Raw genomic sequence first — 17,011 nt, 5'->3', positions numbered from 1 at the left:
GACCTAATGACTTAATGACTTAATGACAACATAAAAGCACCACTAAGGCATTCATTCTTCCAGAAAATCCAAATCGCGGCCATGTGTTTCGGGTATGGTGAGAATGCAATAAATACCGATCGCAAAACAGATAACACCGACCAATGCAGCCGAATTAATAACGGAAAAGGACATTTTAAAATTAGCAAATAAAGTTGTCATTAACACAACGGTTCCCCTGACCATATTCGGTACAGTTGTCGCTGCGGTAGCCCTCAAATTGGTCCCGAATTGTTCGGCCCCAATCGTAACGAACATTGCCCAATAACCGATGCCAAATCCCAGCAAACTAGCAACTATATATAAGTTTGAAGCAGTGTTTATACCAGCAAAAAGGTAGATACAACTGGCTGCAAGCGTGAAAAGCATCAGATATAAGACCGCCTTTTTTCTGGATTCAAGCCAGTGACTTAAAAAACCGCTGGCAAGGTCTCCCATGGATAATCCAACATAACACCACATGATCGATAACCCCGGCTTGATAGGTTCGGCAATATTCAAAGCTTTTCCAAACTCATTGCTAAATGTGGCCAGTATACCGATTACAAACCAGGTCGGCAAGCCAATACCAATGCATTTCAGATATCGGGAAAGCCTGTCTTTGTTATTAAATAATGCAAAGAAATTACCTTTCTCCACTTGTTTGCGATCCTTGATATCCTTGAAAATTCCGGATTCAAAAACACCAATACGGAGTAATAAAAGGGAAACCCCTAGTCCTCCACCGATGAAATAGGCATATCTCCAATCGAAAAATTCTACCGTGAAATATGCAACTACTGCACCTAACAGGCCAATTCCAGCAACAAGGGAAGTACCGATTGCCCTGAGATGCTTGGGAAGAATTTCGGAGACCAATGTAATTCCTGCACCAAGTTCCCCCGCCAGACCAACGCCTGCTACGAAACGGAAAAATTTATAAACGGTTACATCCTGTACAAAACCACATGCAATGTTGGCAAGTGAATAGGTAATGATTGATCCAAAAAGAACTGATAATCGACCTTTTTTATCGCCCAAAACTCCCCAAAGGATACCTCCTAATAGAAGTCCTGTCATTTGCCAGTTCAGGATACTTGCGCCTGTTAAGGAGATTTCGGCATCCGACAATCCAAGAGACGCCAAGCTGGGCAGCCTTACGATGCCAAAAAGCAGTAAATCATATATATCTACAAAATAACCAAGCGCGGCAACGATAACCGGGGCACTAAAAAGGTGGGAAGCATCTGAACGAGGTGCTGTAAGGGTTGTCATTTGTTTATCGGGTTTCAGGAATTACTGCAATATTATGCAAATAAGACAAATCACAATTTGATCACAGTTCAAGTTTTTGTTTATCCTTCAAAAGCTGCTCCTTCAACTGACCATAATCAACGTCCTGAACTGGAATTTTTTTGTCAATTGCCATCACAGCAGCCGTTGCTGCACTTTGGCCGAGAATCATAAAAACCGGCTCCATGCGGATTGAGCCGTATGCAATGTGCGAACTGGAAAGACAAACAGGGACAAACAGGTTCTGACATTCCGCTTTTTTAGGAACAATTGATTCATAAGAAATACTGTAAGGCTGCTTGGGATGCACCCCGATGTCCCCCTCGTTTTGTACAAAGCCATCCGCTTTTACATAGAGTTGCGCATTGTGCGCGTCCAATGAATAGGAACCCATTCCTATCGGCTGGGAAACTGGTTTTTTACCTAATGTTTCGTTCTCCGTCATAATTCCCATCCCGATCATGCGACGGGCTTCCCGAACATATATTTGATGTGGCCAACCACCATTATCCTTGAACTCATCCCTGGCAAGTCCCCACACATTCATTTTTTCCCGCACATCCGCAGGAACATTGGTATCATTGGACAAATAGTACATTAACCCTTTCTGGTAGCTTTCGTGTTCTTTGATAATCTCCTTTCGCCTCTCGTAAGTAGCGTCGGGATAGTCGTAATTCATTCCAATATAGTCTGTGCTGAATGGGCCGTGATTGTTGGTATCTGTTTTTTTATTGGGAATGTCATCGTACTTATCGAATGTTTCCGTCCAGCCGGCTTTGTAAACCCTGGCCAGCAACTCGTATTTCTTGGGATCATAGCCGGCAGGTTTTGCGAATGGAATGCGGTTGTCGGGACTGGATGACAGGCACATCCGAAAACAATAAGCCTGAATTTTGTTATCTCCATCACCTTTCTTACCGATCTGCTCGGGAGATATGTAGGGTAACAATCCACTTTTTGGATCTCCTTCGATCTTATATGGGCTCACATTCTTTTTGAAATAATGCCCGTGCTGGAAAACCTCCGGCTGAATGCCATTCCATTCTTCGTTGTATACCCTATTGGCCTCTCGGCCTATATGGTATTTTACGCTTGCTGCGGCCATCAGATCGCCTTCGTAAGTAGCATCAATGAACATTTTCCCTTTGAATGTCTTTCCGCTCAATGTCTTGAATGCGATGATAATACCATTTTCTTTCTCAACGCCATTTTTCCTGTCCAGCCACTCGTCACGGTATAAAGTAATGTTGTTTTCTTTTACAAAATCCTCAAAAACTTTTTCTGCAACATGCGGCTCGAAAATCCACATGGTCCTTTCTGTCCCATCCATCGCTGGCGTTCCCTGACCTTTGTTGCCATATTCATTCTTTTTTTGCCAAACCCAGGCTTCATCGGTTTGGTAATGATTGTAAACACGATGGTAAAATTCTCTGGCAAGTCCACCAATCACCGACTTATTGCCCGTATCTGTAAATCCTAGCCCGCCTGCCGACAATCCACCAAGATGTTTATCCGGAGATACGACAATGACTTTTTTGCCGGACCTAACAACCTGAACCGCCGCTGTGACGGCCCCGGAAGTACCTCCGTAGATGATCACATCCGCCTCATATGCAGTTCCGATTTGCTGACCAGCAACCGTGTAGCCGAGCAGGATAAATCCTAAAAAAATGCCAGAGGAAATCGATCTGGCAAAATTCACTTGGTACATATTAGTTGAATTATTTTAGAAGTCGGGATATGGGAGTAGTTCGCTTTAATAGAAAGATATCCCCTATTCGATCTACTGATCGATAAAGCAAAATGAGCCGATCGCCACTACTCTACTACGAACCGGATGAATCTATCTTTTTTATCTAAATCGAGAAAATGGAGAACGTACATTCCTGCATTCAATGACCTGCCCAACCGGATCTCCGTGCGCCCTGCAGAAAGCACCTCTTTCTCGAAAGGCAATTCTTGGCCATTTAACCTCGTAATGTTCAGGGTAGCGAGATTCATATTTTTGGCATTGATTATAAATGAATGACCTGAAACCGGATTTGGCATGATTACATTTTCCTCAGGCTCTTTTACTGAATTTCCTTCGCGAATCAGGATGTCGTGGATGCGGATCTGGCCCAGGCCATTCCTATATCGAATTTCAAAATTTGAAAGTTTAGTTGGCGAGAAAGGCGAGTTTCCGGGGTAGGCTTCGGTTCCTTTATGGATCGCTTCAACGTCTACCCATAAGTCGTAATTTCCGGGAGAAACGGTTTCCTTGTCGCCGTGTGCAGACAATTGGTATTTTAAATCCTCGGATGAATTATTCAGTACCCAAGACAAAGTAACCATTTTTTTGACATCAATGGGTTTGCTGGCGACTTGCGTTTCGGGATCTTTGATGATAAATGAATTTCCGGTGAAGTTGATTGCACATCGGCCAAACATAAGCCCATTGCCAGGAAACGAATTGTTGACCGGATTGAAATCTTCTCCAACATAAAAATAAATCGCATTAACCGCTTTCGACTGGATCGATTCTGCACTGAGGGTAATCTGAATCAAAAGTGTTTTTGGACTGGGCAAAAAGGGTGTGGCGCGCATAACCCGGATGATTCCTCCCGTAGCGGAATCCTGCTGGGTACGGGTGAGCTCGATGTATCCTTTATGGAATTTGTGATACGAAAGCGCTGGTGCCGTGAGGATAACATGGCTAAACTGCGTGCTATCCGGCAAAGGATTGATCAGGCCACTGGTTTTGTCGAAACTTTGCCGCAAATAAGTCGTTTGCCCATCGCTTTGAAAAGCGGTAAAAAGAGTCAGGCAAATAATAGAGGCTCTTACGAGATGAAATAAGGAGAATGTCCGCATAAACAAGTCAAGGTTTATGCTTTAGACGTTAAGTATTTGTAATGGTCACTTAGTAGAAGTAAATATTTTTTGGTAGTAAAAACTACCGACTCCGACCCGCTTCCCTAATTCTCTCCAATTCAGCACTCATCGCTTTCACTTTTGCCGGATACTTATCTGCCAGGTTATCTTTCTCACCAATATCCTTACTCAAATCATATAATTGCGGTTTAACATTATTTCCAGTCTCCGTATTAGTCAGTTCCTGCACTGCTTTCCCTTCTCTTGGCTCGATATATTTCCAGGTTCCCTGCGTGATAGACAATGCCCCACCCTGTTTGATAAGAAATGTTCTGCCCGTTTGCGATTTTCCAATAAGCGCGTCCATTACATTATAACTGTCAACAGCATCCTCACTCTCGACTTTTTGGTGAAAAAATTGTGCAAATGATGCGATCAGGTCTATCTGACAAATCAATGCATCGGAAGTGACGCCCGGCTTGATCGCTTGTGGCCAGCGGGCAAGCCAGGGAACCCTGCTTCCACCCTCGAAAGCACTGTATTTGCCTCCACGAAGGACGCCAGCAGCATGATGTCCTTTTGATAATTCCACAGCCTTATCCGCATACCCATCGTCGAGGACCGGACCATTGTCACTTGAAAAAATGATCAGCGTTTGATCTGCGATGTTCAGTTCATCCAGTTTTTTCAGGATTTCACCCACCGTCCAATCCATCTGCAGGATCACATCACCCCTCAAACCCATCTGACTTTTACCTTTAAACGGTGTGCTGGGCATGCGGGGTACGTGAATATCGTTTAGGGAAAAATACAGGAAAAATGGATTTGCGCGATTCTCCTCCATAAACTGCTCAGCTTTTGACAGGAATACATGTGCTATTTCTTCATCGGTCCAGCGTGCCTGCTTACCGCCGGTCATCCACCCAATGCGACCAATGCCGTTCACAATCGTATTATTGTGACCATGATCGGGAGACGCTGGCAGCTTCAATAATTCAGGATTTTCCTTTCCAGTCGGCTCATTTCCAATCTGTTTCGAATAATCCACTTCGATAGGATCATTTATATCCAAACCTTGCACATCGTGATTTTCTATAAAAACAGTAGGCACTCGGTCGGAGGTAGCAGGGAAGAAAAACGCATAATCAAAGCCCACTTCATTCGGCCCTTTTGTGATGGGTTTATTCCAGTCGATTTGCTTATTCGTTTCTCCCAATCCAAGATGCCATTTACCTACAGATGCGGTTTTGTATCCTGCATTTTGAAAAACGGCGGGTAGCGTAAGTTGGTTTGTAGGGATGATTAGGGAGGCATCACCGGGTAAAACGCCCGTGCCTTTCTGACGCCAGGGATATTTGCCGGTAATGAGTGCAAATCGCGACGGCGTACAAGTGGCCGACGTCGCATGTGCATTTGTAAAACGTATGCCTTCCTTCGCCAGGCGGTCGATATTTGGCGTTTTTATTTTAGCAGCGCCATAAGAGCTCAAATCCCCATAGCCCACATCATCCGCGTAAATGAAGATTACATTTGGTTTTTGTTGTTTTTTCTGCCCAAAAACAAGGAACGGAAAGATAGTCAATACGAATAATAGGCGCAAAAGCATGCTAAATTGGTGTAGGTAAGTTAAAAGTTAAATACCTATTATTTCGCCGCCGTCAAACTCTTAATCAAATCAGTTTCCTCCTTCTTATACGGCGTTCCGTCTTTTCTGAAAATGTCGTGAAACCATAAGTCTGGCTCTTTGGTATAGGTTTTCTTCCAGCTATCCCATGGATAAATAGTCTGCGATTTTCCATCGACTAATCCCCAGTTGATGGCCCCCACATTGTATTTCTTCGCAATGGGTAGGGAGCCTTTGAAAAAACTTCCATTTCCGCGCGACATGTATTCGGTGCAGATCAATGGACGATCGTATTGTTGTAATTGCTTGATACGCTTCTCAAAATCTGCTGCATCCTCATAGTTATGGAAAGTGATGATGTCCGATTCGTCGATCATCACTTTTTCAATCGGTTTCAATGTTTCGTGTGAAGTCCAGTCACCCGCCCAAACGCCGGATGTCAATGGTTGCGAAGGATTTACCGAACGTGCCCAGGCAAATGATTTTGTCAAAAGCGGAATCACATAATCGACCTTATTTGGTAACTCTACTTTTCCATAAGAACTCGTATTGGGGTTGTCAGGCTCATTCCAGACATCCCAGGCCAGCACCCGATCATCATTGGCAAATGCGGTAACAGTACCTTTTACATATCTCTCCAAACGGGGATATTGCGTACTATCCTTCAATGCTTCAAATCCGGGGCTCTGTACCCAGCCAGAATTATGCACACCTGGTTTGGGCGCGCGTTGCGTTCCCAGTTTTGGGAAAGGGTCCCAGCACGAATCGAACAATACCAATACTGGTTTGATTTTATGTTTCTGGGCAATGTCCAGAAATACACCAAGCCGTTTTACGAAACCTGCCGAATCCTGCTGAAACAATAAATCGTGCAGATATACCCGCATTGTATTCATGCCAATGTCTTCTGCCCAGCCAAGCTCACGATTGATGGTGGCAGTATCAAAAGAAGTCTCCTGGAACATTTCCAGCTGATTAATAGCGGTGCTTGGCAGGAAATCCGCCCCTACCAGCCATCCCTGTTTGGCATACCATTCCTTCGCCTGCTCTTTGGTCCAGATTTCACGACTAGCCGCAGATTCCTCCCCAGCAGTTGTATCTTCTTTGTTTTTCTCCGCTTTTTTAGCGCAACTTTGGAACGAAAGGCAGATTGTGACTGCCCAAATCGTTGCTTTTAATAATTTCATTCAAACTAAGGATTTAATAGTTTTACTTAAAAAGAGGTGCCTTTTTGCTTTCTATACTTGGCTCGGCATTAACTATTTCCAACCGCTCATTATTCCAGGTAAGTTTATGCGACCTATTCGAGCCAGATAATCTGCGTAAATGCGCCATTTGCCGCAACATCCCAGACTTCCAACCTTACCCATTTTCTATTTTTCAGATTTTGGGTAAAATGAAATGTTTTTTGTCCAAAAGCCTCAGTACCATTCAAATTCACAATATCGTGAAATACCTCTTTCCCATCTCCGGAAATGATTTCCGCCCGGTTCAAAGGAAAAGTCCATTTAATATTCAGATTGACCTCAACATTACCTTTTGAGTCTGCCTTCGTCGTTTCACCAGCCTGTACATTGTTCACCGTAAATGAAGGTAGCAATACCTCGCCTGTCGAGACAAAGAATTTGCCTTTTTCCATCACGTCCAGCACCGGCTGCCAGCCATCCTCAAAACGCGGAAGTTGCTCCAATTGTAGGTAATTGACATTCAAATGCCCGTAAAGCTCATAATTAGGTTCAATGCGAAACAGGTCGGCCTCGGCGATTACATATTTCTTCTGACCCCAATTGGCCATGTCGTCCATCAGGTCCAGCACCCGTTTTCCTAATTTAGGCTGGGATAAATCCGCTGGCATTGCTTTCCAGGCAGCGCCAAGAAAACGGTCCGATTTATAGAAGGCCTCTTCCTTGTATTTATCAGGAAAACTTGTCGATCCTTTCGTTCGGGCATGAGCAGTCCAAGCGAGACCATTCTCTATTTCAAGCAGTTTAAGCATTTCTTCCTTGTTCCCGATTCGGTAAAGCTTGCCGTATTCTTTACTTTCCTCTACAAATGGCTGATCTTTTTCCCTCGACATAAGCCAGTAAATGGGTTTGGGGAAAATATTCATCCAATGTCCGCCGTAAAAATTGTTAGGTTCTTCACCAGGCAAAAGCAGAAAATTCCCTCCCGAAAGCCTGGCACATTCACTGAACATGCTTTTCATTTCGGGCCATCGTTTCGCTTCGGGGCCGCGCGGACTTCCTGGCCCATGAAATTCGCCCAAATGCACAATGTTAACACCCGTATTCCTGAATGCCTTAACAAAACCCGGCATATCCGGTAGAGGTTTCTTTGTAAAAACATCGTCCACATGCTCCTGGTGAAAATGGCTCGACATGGTATAATAGCCTGGAAGTGGCTCATAAGTATCGCTGTGGGTGAATGCTTTTACCTTTTCCAATACCTTACCATCTTTTTCGCCGCTGAGCAAACAAAAGAAGTTAAACCGTTGCTGCGTATTCGGCGGTGCATTGAACCAGGGAACCCATCGCCGATCCCCCAACAAATCGTGGCGAATGCCGATAGCAAAACCGGGAACCAAGTTCCTGTAATTTTGACCATACCAGACATGTTCAAAATTGTAACAATTATCAAGAGGATAAAAATATTGGTGCGGGGCCGGAAAAACAGCGAGGCTACCCTCTTTGCTTTCGCCGATGATCGTACGGTATTTGACAGGCTTCGTTTCCGAACTATCCATTTTAGCAATGCTGGTGCTCCGGATGAAATTTTCAGTATCAGACCAGCATAACTTTTCCCAGGGAGTTTGCTTGCTTACCAAACCAGCGTCATAAATCACCGCCAGAGAATCGAAAGTAGTTGTCATCACCGCCGCAACATTCATTAACGGACTTCCATTGAAAAGCGTAATGTTAATTGAACCTGTAAACGGACCAGCAGTCGCTCCGGCAACTATTACTTCCGTTTGCGAACCGGACGTCACCACTTTTGCAGCAGTTTTATCCAAGGTAACCGCATAGGTTTTGTAGGGTAAGTAGGCAGTTTTATCAAAGAAAATATTCCAGCCATTTTGTGAAACCAGGTCCCGTTTGCCAACTGTGAGGATGATTGCAGGATCAAGCTTACTGGTAATGGTTTTGAATTTCTCTTTTGTCCCAATCTGCAAACTGCTGATCAGAGGCTGATTTTTGCTTAAATCAATTAAAATTTTCCCAAATTCTGCATTTCCAACTGGCCACTCCACCTGCAATGTTTCGCCGCTAACTGTCGCCTGAGCGCCTTTTTTCTTGTCAAACCCTTTCAAATCGACAGGTATCTGAGCATTTAGTAAAATACCATTAAAAACAAAAAAGAGAACAAATAGAATGCGCATATGGAAATTTTAAATGTCAGGAAAAGAGCCTTTTGTAAAATTCCAGTCCCTCGCTAGCCAGTTCATCTGCACTATTAGCCAGCGGGCGCCAGATACAGGCCGCCGCTGCCAGTTCTTTCGACGGCTGGCCGAATGTCTCGATCACCACTGCACCATCATATCCAATCTCGACCAATGCATTCCGGATCCCTTCCCATTCCAAATGTCCGGTTCCCGGCGTTCCGCGGTCGCTCTCGTTCCCTTGCACATGGCAAAGCAAATCCTTCCCGATTTTGCGTATGGAAACAGGGATATCTTTTTCCTCAATGTTGGAATGAAAAGTATCCAGCACGATTTTCAAATTAGGGCTCGATATTTCACTCACAATCGACAACGCCTGATCAACGGTATTGATCATATCTGTTTCAAACCGGTTCAATGGTTCCAAACCAACCACTACGCCATGATCTTCTGCAATTTTTCCTATTTCAATCAAAGTATTTACGCACCATGCACGTTCCTGCTTCTTTTGTTCCTCCGAAACAATACGCGTTTTGCCAACAGCGGAATAAACAGGTCCGCCGAAAATGGGACTACCCACATTTTCGGCGATTTTAATGCAATCGATTATGTATTGTTTACCAAGTTCGCGGTAATGTGGCTCGGTGCTGGAAATGTCCCGCTCTACGCCAAATGCACCGCTCACAGTGATTTTCAGGTCAAGGTCTGAGGCTACGCTTTTGATTAAATCCCAGTCAATAATGGTGGTATCCTCTACCGCTATTTCAATAATATCGTAGCCCATATGCTTCACTTTGGTAAGCAAGTCAATGTTCTGCGTTGAAAATGGGGATACCCAGATAAAAGTGCTCGCTCCGAATAGCATAGGCGGGTTTATTTCTATTCGAAATTAGGAATAGCTACGCGTATGCCACCTTTCATCGCGGACTCATGCGCGCAAATTCCCGCGCAGGTGTAGTTGGCTGCCAAAGCTGCATCTACCGCCGAATCTCTTCCTTCGACAATGGCCGCCATAAATTCCTGCACCAAATGCGGGTGTGAACCTCCGTGTCCGGCGCCTTGCAGGAACGAAACGTGATTCGGATCGTCGATTTTTTCGCGTTTCGTGAAATGCTTGATCGGCTCAATCAAAAGCTCATCGGTATCGGGCACATCAATGCGTTTTGCATTTTCGCCTCCATCAAAAACAATGTGGCTTTCGTCTTGCAACTGCTCCCATTCGAACGACATTTTGGTGCCATATACATCATAACTCTCTCGATATTGGCGTACCACATCGAATAAGGAACGTGTGGCTTCCGCAATCACATCCGAATTTCTCAATGTGAAAGTCGCTGTCTCAACAGCAAACGGGGAACCATATCTGCTGGCCAAATCTTCTCCCAGGCGGCCGGAGCCATGACAAACTACTGTTTCTGCAATGGTATTATTGATTTTCAAAAGGGGCGAAATGGCATGCGTTCCATTCAACATAGGCGGATAGCCTTTCCAATATTCGCCCCATCCTTCCATGCTCATATCCTGAATGTGCGATCCCCGGACAAACTGAATACGCCCGAGTTCACCACTTTCTGCCAATTTCAATCCATATAAAAACTCTCGGGTATATAATGCAGTTTCCATCATCATATATACCTTCCCCGAACGCCGTTTTGCTTCCACAATGGCAGTACAGTCCTCCACCGTCATGGCCATGGGAATGGTACAGGCTGTATGCTTCCCCGCATTCAGCGACGCCAAGGTCATTTTTGCATGCTCAGGAACCGGGGTTACTACATGGATTGCATCTACATCATCTCTTTTGGGAACGTCCTCGAAATGCTCGAAAACCAGATTGGGATCCAGATTAAATTTTGCCGTCAGCTCATCACGAGTTTCTTTACTACGCGTACAAATTCCGACAGCTTTGATATTTGGGTGACTTTGATAAATGGGAATAAATTCTTTTCCAAACCCCATTCCTACAATAACAACTGTAATTTGACTCATATTTTTCTCTTTAATCCGTTGGCCGAAGCCGACGGCAATTGATTATTTGATTGATTTTTTCTTCACTTTCTGCTTCTTCTAGATATCCGTTGGCTGAAGCCGACGGCAATTGATTTTTTATTAATTTTCAATTACCGTCGGCTTTTGCCAACGGTTCTGCAAACTATTGCCCCGCCGCCCACTTCACTGCATTCCGCAGAATGGTCTGATACGGCGCGATCGTATGTGACGCGGCATCGTGGCCCAATGCGATTCCCACAATCCTACCTTTTGGATATTTTACGATGAATAAGCTTGGGAAAACTTTGTCTGAATCGGCTGCTTTTGCAGTTGCCAGTACTTCGATCGGCGTTCCGGAAGTATCTGCGATATAGTAGTAAAGTTCATCGTTCAAATCGAATTGCTTGGGTACGTCCTTTGTTACAGGGTGGTTTGTATTGGTGATTGTTACATCAAAAGGACCATATTTGTTGTGACCATTTGAGCCGCCGCCTACCAGTTTTTGGTTGTATTCCGGCCAGTCTTTCCAGTTGTACCAAAGCGCTGGGTGCGCCAATACCAGCCCTTTTCCGGCATCTGCAAATGCAAAAATCGCTTTTCGCGTTGCTTCATCTGCAATAGGCTGATTGTTGCTGAGATACAGCACATCTACATCTTTCAGTTTGGATAAAATTGTAGTTGGGTCGCTGGTGTATTCTACAGTTGCCAGGCCGTCTTTTTGCAAAGTCTGCACATCTTCCCCTTTATACCATTTGTCGAAATCATGTGAAGAGCCGCCACCGACCAGTAAAACGCGTATCGCTTTTTTAACTGATTTGTCTGTCGGTTTTGCGGCAAATGTCACAAAAGCCGCGAGAACGAGCAGGATAGTAAGTAAGTATCTGGAAATCGAGTAAGTCATTTTTGAAGAGTTAACAAATGATGGTTTGAAATCTAAAAGCCTTTACCTGCTATTTTACTACCCGCAGGATTCCATTCATGCCTCGCCAGTGACCTGGAAATGTGCATACATATTGGTAATCACCAGGTTCTGTGGGCACCGTAAATTCGAGTGTGATTGTTTCGCCGGAATTCACAAGTTTTGTTGAATAAAGTACTTCCGGAATTTTGGGAACATATTGTTTTTCTGCTGCTTTTGGGTCGCTGAGCATTTCATCGGCCGCCTTTCCCACTTTCTGCAAAGTGCCGGGCTTAATGATCAACAAATTATGCTGCATTCCGTCCGGGTTTTCGAGGTTGATAACCGCTTTCTGACCGGCTTTTACTGTAATCAGCTTTTTATCAAACTGCATAATTTCCTTCTCCACTTTCAACTCAATCACTAATGCATTGGAAGATTTCACGGAAGAACTTTCCATATTTTTAGGGTCGCTGCTGTCAGGTTTATCATTGTCCGATGGCCGGTTTAATTCCAATACCGCTTTTTGAAAATTACCCACAAAACCAAATCTACCTTCGTAAGTCCCCATTTTATCATCGCCTTCCACATCTTCACCAGTCCTGACACTGTTGCTTAATGGGGCTGCAAACAACATATGCGCCTTCCCTTTCGCCACCTGTTTTCCGTCAATGTCAATGCTGATATCTCCGGATTTTTTAAGGCGTGCTACCACATCAAATTTCTCAGGAAGCGGCTCACTTGTTGCTGCCTGAATAACTACACCATGTTGCTTTACAGCCATAATAAGTTTGCCATCCTGGATATACAATGCATATCCATCATCTTTCCCGCCCTGCCCGGCAATAAATCCCTGCAATGGTTTGTCTTTGGCTTTGATCACACTGGCTTTAATCGCAATCTCTTTGCCCGTAACATCCGGAGGAAATTGAAGGCTATTTCTTCTCCCCAATGGATAAATTTCCTTTTGCAGTGCAGAAGTGATTTGTTCGCTGAATGTAGATTTCAATGATTGTTTTTGAGCAGCAGCCAAAAATCCTTTTTCATGCTGGATTGCCGCTGCCAGAAGCGCTTTCGATAACCAGGGATCTTTTGCATTCTGCTCCTCCAATGCTGCCTTATACACTGCTTCCCCCACTTTTTCCGAGGCAGGCAATTCCATCAATGCGATAAAAACACTTAATCTCGCATTGAGACTTGGGTCTTTGATCGCTTTCTGAAGCATCTCAAAGCTTTGTTCATTTTTTGGCAGAACACTCGCCGCTGCTTTGCGGACGCCCGCCGCGGGGTGGCTAAGTGCCTTGTTTACAACTTGCAAAGCCTCCACATTGGAACCATCCAAAACGCCAAGACCATGTAAAGTCCATAACGCATGCACCGCGGGACTATTCAATCCAATCTCATCCACTTTTTGATTATTAATGATTTTGTAGAGATCAGGAACGACGGACAGTTTTTTGGATTCCACCATAAGTCGCTGGGCGGTCATACGCCAAAACATATTGTCATTTTCCAATGCAGCTACTAGTCCCGGCAGATCATTTTTCGAGAGTTTTAATGCATTTGTTTTCTTCGCATTCTTATAAATAACCCTATAAATCCGTCCATGACTCAGATCCCGCATTGGGCTGCTGAATGCATTTCCAGGTCCGTGAGGCTGCTCTTTGAACGGCATTATAAATTCCGCTGGAGATTGGGCTGGAACAAATACATTGTGCTGAATGATGAAATTGTACCAGTCAGAAATCCAGACTGCGCCATCCGGGCCAGTTTCTGCCTGTACCGGGCCAAACCATTCATCCGAACTGGCCATAAAATTCCAGCCGTCTTTTTCTTTAAAACCTGCCCCATCCGGTTCCAGAATAGCATTATGTACCAATCTGATCGTTGGTTCCGATACAAATGCAATGCGGTTCCAGTATTCTTTTGGGAAATTTCGGGCAGTATAAAAATGATGTCCCGCCGCAGAAGTGAAACCTCCTACCACGTCGACCTGGCGCAAATTGGGCGTCATCGAATGCGCATCATAGTGCCCATCGATTTTTTGAACAGCCAAAACAGGTGGTTGGTCATCTCCGAGCGTCCGCTGCATGTACTTGCCCGACATTGAATAGAATGCGCTGTGGGTATTATTGGCAGTTGACAGAAACACATTATTATCTTCTGTCACCCCCAATCCCCAGGTATTGTTGCTGCTATTTCCAAGGAATGCGAATTCCTTCCCATCCGGTTTGAAATGATAAACTCCTTGCGGGAAAGTCATTTTTTTGCCATCAATTGTCCCATTGAAGCCTGAGTAGCCATTTACACCCCATATTTTGTTATCAAAACCATACTGCAAATTGGAAGGACCAGCGTGTGTATCGTTCTTGCCCCAGCCGGTCATGATTACTTCTCGCACATCCGCCACATCATCCCCATTGGTATCTTTCAAAAAAACGAAATCCGGCGCCATGGAGACGATTATCCCGTCATTTGAAAAAACCATACTGGTCGGGATATTCAGCTTGTCGGCAAAAACGGTGAATTTATCGGCTTTTCCATCGCTATTGGTATCCTCGCAAATCTTGATCCGATCATTGGCGGCGCCATCTGTTTCCTTGAAAGTATTGGGATAATCCACGGACTCGACCACCCAAAGTCGGCCGCGTTCATCCCAGGCCATGGCAATCGGATTGGTAATGTCGGGTTCGGATGCGAAAAGCTGTATATCAAAACCAGCAGGTATCTGGGTTAGTTTGTTGGATTCTGCTGGTGAAAGCGATTCCTGCATTTTTTGCACTACATGCCTTTTGGTATAATGTGAAATGGTGTCTGAATCGTAAATATCCACATTAGGAAGATTTAGTGCTGCAATTCCCGCTTTCACTTCGTCGCCAACCGCCCATAGTACGCCGTTTCTTACCAAATCCAGAAACCCTTTGTTTGTCCAGGTGCTGTCCTCGTGACCATATGCGGTGTAAAAAACGCGTCCCTTACCTTCATTCCGCACCCAGGTGTAAGGTTCATGCACATTTCCCTCCACGCGTTCGCCGATGACGGTTTTATCGGCATTCAGGTTTTTGTGCACATAACTTTCGTCCCAGGTTTCGAAGTTGGTTATGCCTTTCATCACCGGATGATCGGGTTTCAGGATTGTATTTTTGAACGAACCAACCCCATGAGAAGCAAACTGGCCGCCAATTGTTTTGATATACCAGGCTGAATTCCGGAAACAACCGGAAGCTGAATGCAATGGAATTAACCCCTTACCGCCCTCTACAAAAGCTTTCATCGCAGCTTCCTGCGAAGGTGATAAGGAATCGTGATTCGCGTAAATGATCAGTCCATCATATTTTCTGAGGTTTTCAGGGTTGAGATCGTTGGGATCAGCTGTGTAGGACATGTTAATCCCGCTTTTGAACAATTTCACTGAAAGCCAGGGCGCGTACTTTCCCGAATCGTGGTGCTTACTGTTGTGACCGAGAAATAGAACTTCTGCTCTCCTGCCCTTTGCAGTACTGGCTTTGGATGCAGATGAACCCATTTTACTTTTGGCACACCCCAATGCCAGTAATCCTAGAATGAATATAATGTTGTACTTACTCATTTAAAGTGATTGTTAACGATGGATTTTTTGAGTTGGAAATCTTGTCAAAACTTCGTAGTGCACTTTTTGAACCGGTGACACAAAGTTGGCCTTAACTAATGTAAAGCGAAACACGCGCAAAATCTTTGGCGCTCACGACGGTTATTATTTTTTTTTGCTTCAATGAACCCGACATTTAATATTCGTTCCAATGTCGATTTCCAGATAACGTTGTTTCTTTTTACAAAAAATAAAGGATGTCTTAACACTATTCGTGTCGACATCCTTCTGGTCACGCTACTCCTGAAATAAATTCTATTAAAATTTTCCCAATTCGTAAATCAGGCTTTCAACTTCTTCGATTGAAGTTGCGGGAAAATTTGCTATCCTGAGTTGCGAGCTTTTGTATTGACCATATCCACTACCAACTACCATTCCTTTTTCTTTGAGCTTTTTGATGATATCGGCTGATGGAGAAATTGTATCTGCAACGACAACAGTTTGAGATTGGCTGGCTTTTTCTTTCACGAAGGATGAAAATCCATCAGCATTCTTGATGAACTCATAGATCAGTGCAGCTTTTTGCTCTGTTTCCCTTCGCATAACCCCAACCCCAATTCGGTTGAAGTCTTCTGCAATTTTTCCCAATAAATAAATCCCCATGACATTGGGCGTAGCCGGCGTTTCATTGCTTTGTGCATTCTTCCATAGCGTTGGAAGGTCATTGTGTGCCCCAATGGAATATTGATTCCTAATATATTCGGCTTTCTGAAGACATTTTTCACTAACGATCCAAACTCCTAGTCCAGCGGGCAATCCGAAAGATTTCTGCACGGAGAAAAAAGCCGTATCAATAATGCGAAAATCCAGCTCGGGATACGGCGCGGAAGAAACCATATCCACTGCAATAAATTTATTCGGATTCTTTTCTTTCAATTTATGAATCTCAGAAACAGGCATTTGTACTCCTGAACTGGTTTCATTATGCGTTACACAAATCAGCTCAGCGTATTGCGGCACCTCTATTTCTTCTGCGGTAAATCCCTGACCCATAGGCTTTTCAAGCTTGTGGGCATATTTGTTCAGTGCGTTGGAGTAGTCATAAAACTTTTTTGAAAATGAACCATTCACCAAATGAAAGCTTTCCAATTCAACGCAACTCAGTAATACACGTTCCCAGACCTCAGAAGCCGATCCTAAGAAGAGAATTGCGTGTGTTTGCGGCACCCTCAGCAGCATGCGAAGCTGGTCAACGGTAAATTTGTGCAAATCCCGGTATTGCTGACTGCGATGCGAAATTGAACCAAGCTGTCCGCTCACAAAAGTCTGTAAATGATTTTCGAAAGTCGGGTAAAGCTGCGCAGGGCCCGGTGTAAAATAAGTTAATGACAT

At 44.3% G+C, this 17,011-nt stretch carries 11 protein-coding genes; all 11 read right to left on the bottom strand.

Annotated elements, in window-relative coordinates:
- Positions 1–51: 51 nt before the first annotated feature.
- The 11 genes from FHS68_RS04040 to FHS68_RS03990 all read right to left on the bottom strand — a co-directional run bounded on the left by FHS68_RS04040 (position 52) and on the right by FHS68_RS03990 (position 17,011).
- Positions 52–1,293: an MFS transporter gene (locus FHS68_RS04040; protein ID WP_167267442.1), complete on the bottom strand. Its 1,242-nt coding sequence runs from the start codon at positions 1,291–1,293 to the stop codon at positions 52–54.
- A gap of 61 nt (positions 1,294–1,354) precedes the next feature.
- Positions 1,355–3,022 carry an FAD-dependent oxidoreductase gene (locus FHS68_RS04035; protein WP_167267440.1) on the bottom strand — a complete coding sequence of 556 codons (1,668 nt, stop codon included), beginning with the start codon at positions 3,020–3,022 and terminating at the stop codon, positions 1,355–1,357.
- Positions 3,023–3,129: 107 nt separating this feature from the next.
- Positions 3,130–4,164: a T9SS type A sorting domain-containing protein gene (locus FHS68_RS04030; RefSeq protein WP_167267438.1), complete on the bottom strand. Its 1,035-nt coding sequence runs from the start codon at positions 4,162–4,164 to the stop codon at positions 3,130–3,132.
- A gap of 82 nt (positions 4,165–4,246) precedes the next feature.
- Positions 4,247–5,770, bottom strand: a complete 1,524-nt coding sequence (locus tag FHS68_RS04025; protein WP_167267436.1) for a sulfatase family protein — start codon at positions 5,768–5,770, stop codon at positions 4,247–4,249.
- Positions 5,771–5,808: 38 nt separating this feature from the next.
- Complete coding sequence (locus FHS68_RS04020) at positions 5,809–6,975, bottom strand: cellulase family glycosylhydrolase (RefSeq protein ID WP_167267434.1); 1,167 nt, start codon at positions 6,973–6,975, stop codon at positions 5,809–5,811.
- A gap of 113 nt (positions 6,976–7,088) precedes the next feature.
- The gene (locus tag FHS68_RS04015) at positions 7,089–9,164 is read right to left on the bottom strand and encodes a CehA/McbA family metallohydrolase domain-containing protein (protein ID WP_167267432.1); all 2,076 of its coding nucleotides are present in this window, start codon (positions 9,162–9,164) and stop codon (positions 7,089–7,091) included.
- Between the two features lie 16 nt (positions 9,165–9,180).
- Positions 9,181–10,029 (bottom strand): sugar phosphate isomerase/epimerase family protein, encoded by an 849-nt coding sequence (locus tag FHS68_RS04010; RefSeq protein ID WP_167267430.1) that lies wholly within the window; start codon positions 10,027–10,029, stop codon positions 9,181–9,183.
- Positions 10,030–10,043: 14 nt separating this feature from the next.
- Positions 10,044–11,153 carry a Gfo/Idh/MocA family protein gene (locus FHS68_RS04005; RefSeq protein ID WP_167267428.1) on the bottom strand — a complete coding sequence of 370 codons (1,110 nt, stop codon included), beginning with the start codon at positions 11,151–11,153 and terminating at the stop codon, positions 10,044–10,046.
- A 163-nt stretch (positions 11,154–11,316) separates the two neighbouring features.
- Positions 11,317–12,054: a ThuA domain-containing protein gene (locus FHS68_RS04000; protein ID WP_167267426.1), complete on the bottom strand. Its 738-nt coding sequence runs from the start codon at positions 12,052–12,054 to the stop codon at positions 11,317–11,319.
- A 49-nt stretch (positions 12,055–12,103) separates the two neighbouring features.
- The gene (locus FHS68_RS03995) at positions 12,104–15,640 is read right to left on the bottom strand and encodes a PVC-type heme-binding CxxCH protein (protein ID WP_167267424.1); all 3,537 of its coding nucleotides are present in this window, start codon (positions 15,638–15,640) and stop codon (positions 12,104–12,106) included.
- A 297-nt stretch (positions 15,641–15,937) separates the two neighbouring features.
- Positions 15,938–17,011, bottom strand: coding sequence for an aminotransferase class V-fold PLP-dependent enzyme (locus tag FHS68_RS03990; protein ID WP_167267422.1), 1,074 nt, complete (start codon positions 17,009–17,011; stop codon positions 15,938–15,940).

The sequence above is a fragment of the Dyadobacter arcticus genome (genome assembly GCF_011762185.1).
GTDB lineage: Bacteria > Bacteroidota > Bacteroidia > Cytophagales > Spirosomataceae > Dyadobacter > Dyadobacter arcticus.
Note: the sequence above shows the minus strand (reverse complement) of the source record. Positions and strands in the feature narration are given on the sequence as shown.

What these genes read in the sequence shown, in the direction of transcription:
- FHS68_RS04005 (WP_167267428.1), bottom strand. Translation starts at nt 11,153, where the DNA reads ATGAGTCAAATTACAGTTGTTATTGTAGGAATGGGGTTTGGAAAAGAA.
- FHS68_RS04030 (WP_167267438.1), bottom strand. Translation starts at nt 4,164, where the DNA reads ATGCGGACATTCTCCTTATTTCATCTCGTAAGAGCCTCTATTATTTGC.
- FHS68_RS03990 (WP_167267422.1), bottom strand. Translation starts at nt 17,011, where the DNA reads ATGTCATTAACTTATTTTACACCGGGCCCTGCGCAGCTTTACCCGACT.
- FHS68_RS04015 (WP_167267432.1), bottom strand. Translation starts at nt 9,164, where the DNA reads ATGCGCATTCTATTTGTTCTCTTTTTTGTTTTTAATGGTATTTTACTA.
- FHS68_RS04000 (WP_167267426.1), bottom strand. Translation starts at nt 12,054, where the DNA reads ATGACTTACTCGATTTCCAGATACTTACTTACTATCCTGCTCGTTCTC.
- FHS68_RS04025 (WP_167267436.1), bottom strand. Translation starts at nt 5,770, where the DNA reads ATGCTTTTGCGCCTATTATTCGTATTGACTATCTTTCCGTTCCTTGTT.
- FHS68_RS04020 (WP_167267434.1), bottom strand. Translation starts at nt 6,975, where the DNA reads ATGAAATTATTAAAAGCAACGATTTGGGCAGTCACAATCTGCCTTTCG.
- FHS68_RS03995 (WP_167267424.1), bottom strand. Translation starts at nt 15,640, where the DNA reads ATGAGTAAGTACAACATTATATTCATTCTAGGATTACTGGCATTGGGG.
- FHS68_RS04010 (WP_167267430.1), bottom strand. Translation starts at nt 10,029, where the DNA reads ATGCTATTCGGAGCGAGCACTTTTATCTGGGTATCCCCATTTTCAACG.
- FHS68_RS04040 (WP_167267442.1), bottom strand. Translation starts at nt 1,293, where the DNA reads ATGACAACCCTTACAGCACCTCGTTCAGATGCTTCCCACCTTTTTAGT.
- FHS68_RS04035 (WP_167267440.1), bottom strand. Translation starts at nt 3,022, where the DNA reads ATGTACCAAGTGAATTTTGCCAGATCGATTTCCTCTGGCATTTTTTTA.